Raw genomic sequence first — 4010 nt, forward strand, 5'->3', positions numbered from 1 at the left:
TGAACTGGGGCCGGTAGCCGCCGCCCGCCCGGGAGACGCGCAGGAGATCCTTGCGTAACACGTTCCCGCGGTACGGTCCAACCGACCTAAAACGAGCGGATCCGCACGGTGGCCCCTCCCGGCCGCCGGGCGGCTTCAATCGTCCGCTCGTCCCGTGTCCGGCGTGAACGTGACCCCTCCGATCTCGATCTCGTCCGGGACCCGGTCGGTATCGTGGACACCGACCGGGGGAACGTTCACCGCCGCGGCGGCGGACGCGTCGAGGTCGGTCTCGCCGCTGATGTCGGACATCTCCCCGTCCGCGTCCCGCGCGTCTTGGTCGATGCGCATCGAGCAGAACTCCGCGCCGCACATCGAGCAGAACCGGGCTTCCTTGTAGTTGTCTCCGGGAAGCGTCTGATCGTGGTAGTCCCGTGCGCGCTCCGGGTCGAGCGCGAGATCGAACTGCCGGGCCCAGTCGAACTCGTAGCGCGCCTCGGAGAGGGCGTCGTCCCAGTCGCGCGCACCCGGGCGGTCGTCGGCGACATCGGCGGCGTGAGCTGCGATCCGATACGCCGCGAGCCCGTCTCGCACGTCCTCCGCGTCGGGGAGACCGAGGTGCTCTTTCGGCGTGACGTAACACAGCATCGCCGCGCCCGCACGCGCCGCCTCGGTCGCGCCGATCGCGCTCGTGATGTGGTCGTAGCCGGGGCGATATCGGTCACGAGGGGTCCGAGGACGTAGAAGGGCGCACCGTCGCACACCTCCCGTTGCCGGTCGACGTTGTCGGCGATCTCGTCCATCGGGACGTGGCCCGGACCCTCCACCATCACCTGGACGCCGTGGTCCCGTGCGACCCGAGTGAGTTCGCCGAGGGTTTCGAGCTCGGCGAACTGCGCTTCGTCGCTCGCGTCGGCCAGACATCCGGGACGGAGGCCGTCCCCCAGCGAGACCGTCACGTCGTGTTCCGCGAAGATCTCACAGATCTCCTCGAACTTCGCGTACAGGGGATTTTGCGCCCCGTTCTCCTCGATCCACTGGGCGAGGATCGATCCGCCCCGCGAGACGATCCCGGTCTTTCGACCGTCGGTCAGCGGGAGGTGTTCCAGCAACACGCCCGCGTGAATCGTCATGTAATCGACGCCCTGTTCGGCCTGCTTCCCGATCACGTCGAGCAGTAGCTCGTGAGTGATATCGCCCGGACTCTCCGCCCGTTTCACCGCCTCGTATATCGGGACCGTTCCGACCGGCACCGGCGAATACGCGACGTTCGCCTCGCGGGTCTCGTCCAACCGATCGCCCGTCGAGAGGTCCATGACGGTGTCGGCCCCGTAGTGGACGGCGGCGTGGAGCTTCCGCAGCTCCGCGTCGAGGTCGCTCGTCGACTCGCTGTTGCCGATGTTGGCGTTGACCTTCGTCGAGAAGTCGTCGCCGATGACCATCGGATCGAGCGAGTCGTGACCGTGGTTGTTCGGAATCACCGCTCGCCCCTCCGCGACCCGCCGTCGGACGAACGCCGCCTCGCAGTTCTCGCGCTCTGCGACGCGCTCCATCGCCGGCGTGACCTCTCCGTCTCGGGCCAGTTCGATCTGTGTCGCGTTCATCAATCACTCGGTTATACCACTAATTAATATACTCTTCGGTGGTACCTCCGCCGTCCGATCGGGGCGGGGTGCGACACGCTTAACCCCGAAACTCGTCGATCGAAGGGTAATGAGTACAGACGCGGCGGACGACGCGGACGCCGAAACCGCGACGGGCGACGGCGACTCCCGTGGCGACGAGCCCGAGGCGTTCGTCCGGACCTGCGAACACCTCGTCGACCGCATCCTCGCGGGCGAGATCGAGCGCGACGACCTCGAACGCGCCAAGCTCGACGCCTGCTCGGAGTTCTCCTCGCCGAAGGTGCCGAAGAACACCGAGATCCTCGACCACGCCCCGGCGGAACACCGCGACGACGTGATCGAGGTGGTCCAGCGCAAGCCCGTCAGGACCGCTTCGGGCGTCTCGCCGGTCGCGATCATGACCTCGCCGAAGCTGTGTCCGCACGGGAAGTGCCTCTACTGTCCCGGCGGGCCGGCCTCGGAGTTCTCCTCGGCGCAGTCGTACACGGGCCACGAGCCGGCCGCGGCGCGCGGCGAGCAGAACGACTACGACCCGTACGGACAGGTGACGCTCCGGCTCGAACAGCTCCGGAAGATCGGCCACCCGGTCGACAAGGTGGAGCTGATTCTGATGGGCGGGACGATGACGGCGCGCTCGCACGACTACCAGGAGTGGTTCGTGAAGCGCGCGCTTCAGGCGATGAACGACTACGACCTCGACAAAGAGCCCGAACCGGCCGAGGGCGAGTCGTTTGCGCCCGAGCCCGACGGGACCGAGTTCGAGTACCTCGAAGACGTGATCGCCGAAAACGAGACGAATGGAATCCGCAACATCGGCACCACCTTCGAGACGAAGCCTGACTGGTGTGACCCCGAGCAGATCGACCGCATGCTCGATCTGGGCGGGACCAAGGTCGAGGTCGGCGTCCAGACCACCTACGAGCGGATCAACCGCGAGATGCACCGCGGGCACGGCAACGAGGCGAGTCGGAACGCCAACCGCCGGCTGCGCGACGCCGCGTTCAAGGTCGGCTTCCACATGATGCCGGGCCAGCCGGGGATGACCCGCGAGATGTGTATCGAGGACTTTCGGCAGCTGTTCGACAACCCCGACTGGCGGCCGGACTACCTGAAGATCTACCCCACGCTCGTCGTCGAGGGCACGCGCGTGTACGACCGCTGGCGGCGCGACGACTTCGACCCGCTCACGAGCGAGGAGGCGGCCGACGTCGTCGCCGAGGTGATGGACCTGATCCCGAAGTACACCCGTCTCCAGCGCGTCCAGCGCGACATCCCCGCGGACTTCATCGACGCCGGCGTCCAGAAGTCGAACCTCCGCCAGCTGGCGGCCCAGCGCGCCGAGGACAAGGGGATCGTCCAGCGCGACATCCGCGCCCGCGAGGTGGGGCACAACGACGCCGACCCGGACCCGGACGACGTCGAGCTCTCGGTCACCACCTACGAGGCCGGCGGCGGGACGGAACACTTCATCGCCTTCGAGGACCCCGTCCGCGACCTGCTCGTCGGCTTCTGTCGGCTGCGGTTCCCCTCGTTCGCGCCGGACCAGCCGGGCGCGCCGGGCACCGAAAGCGACCCGATCCGCCCCGAACTCGAAGACGCCGCCCTCGTGCGCGAACTCCACGTGTACGGCACCGAGGTCGGCATCGGCGGCGACGGCGACTGGCAGCATCAGGGATACGGCACCCGACTGCTCGAACGCGCCGAGGAGCTGGCCCGCGAGGCGGGCTACCGAAAGATAGCGGTGATCTCCGGGATCGGCGCTCGGGAGTACTACCGCGAGAAGCTCGGCTACCGACAGGACGGGCCGTACGTGTCGAAGCGGATCTGATCGGCCACTCGCGCACTAACGGCCACAATCGGTTTGTTTCGGAGGGGAAATAGAGATTATTCAGGCAGTAACCGGATAATCAATCAGCCATATACAACTTTTATTATTGATTAGTCCTGATGATTGATACCTCGTTTCACGAGGAATATTGTCATGAATTACGGACGACGGACGTTCATAAAAGGCGTTGCGGGCATCGGCGTAACGGCGACGGTCACGGGACCGGCGTCTGCCGCCGACGGAGACGTACAGTATATCGTTCGTACAAACGGGAACGGCACACGTGACGCGGTCGTGGACGCCGGCTTTTCTGTGCGACACGAGCTCGCCGAGGGATCGGTCCTCGTGGTTACGGGACCGGAAGGCGCGGCGGGGGACCTCGAATCGGTCGGCGGCGTCTCGGCGGCGAACCCCGACGTGACGGTCGAGCTCGACGAGCCGGAGGTCGACGCTGAGGCCGACGACGGGACCGCACCGAAGGACGGTGCCGCGCTGACCGACCTCCAGTGGGACAAGGAGATCACTGACGCCTTCGGGGCCCACGAGTACGCGACCGGGGAAGGAACGCGCGTCGCGAT

General features: G+C 66.7%; 1 protein-coding gene and 2 pseudogenes. 2 read left to right on the forward strand and 1 reads right to left on the reverse strand.

The window, feature by feature from the left end; all coding sequences use genetic code 11:
* Positions 1 to 135: 135 nt before the first annotated feature.
* A pseudogene (thiC, locus tag BN903_RS03955) lies at positions 136 to 1532 on the reverse strand (phosphomethylpyrimidine synthase ThiC).
* 160 nt (positions 1533 to 1692) lie between these two features.
* Here thiC and BN903_RS03960 point away from each other — a divergent pair.
* Positions 1693 to 3432 carry a tRNA uridine(34) 5-carboxymethylaminomethyl modification radical SAM/GNAT enzyme Elp3 gene (locus BN903_RS03960; protein WP_048076505.1) on the forward strand — a complete coding sequence of 580 codons (1740 nt, stop codon included), beginning with the start codon at positions 1693 to 1695 and terminating at the stop codon, positions 3430 to 3432.
* Positions 3433 to 3585: 153 nt separating this feature from the next.
* Positions 3586 to 4010, forward strand: a pseudogene (locus tag BN903_RS17160) (peptidase S8 and S53 subtilisin kexin sedolisin); the annotation flags it as partial.

The sequence above is a fragment of the Halorubrum sp. AJ67 genome (assembly GCF_000513435.1).

Excerpts from the sequence above, each read along its gene's own strand:
- BN903_RS03960 (WP_048076505.1), top strand. The coding sequence starts at position 1,693 with ATGAGTACAGACGCGGCGGACGACGCGGACGCCGAAACCGCGACGGGC.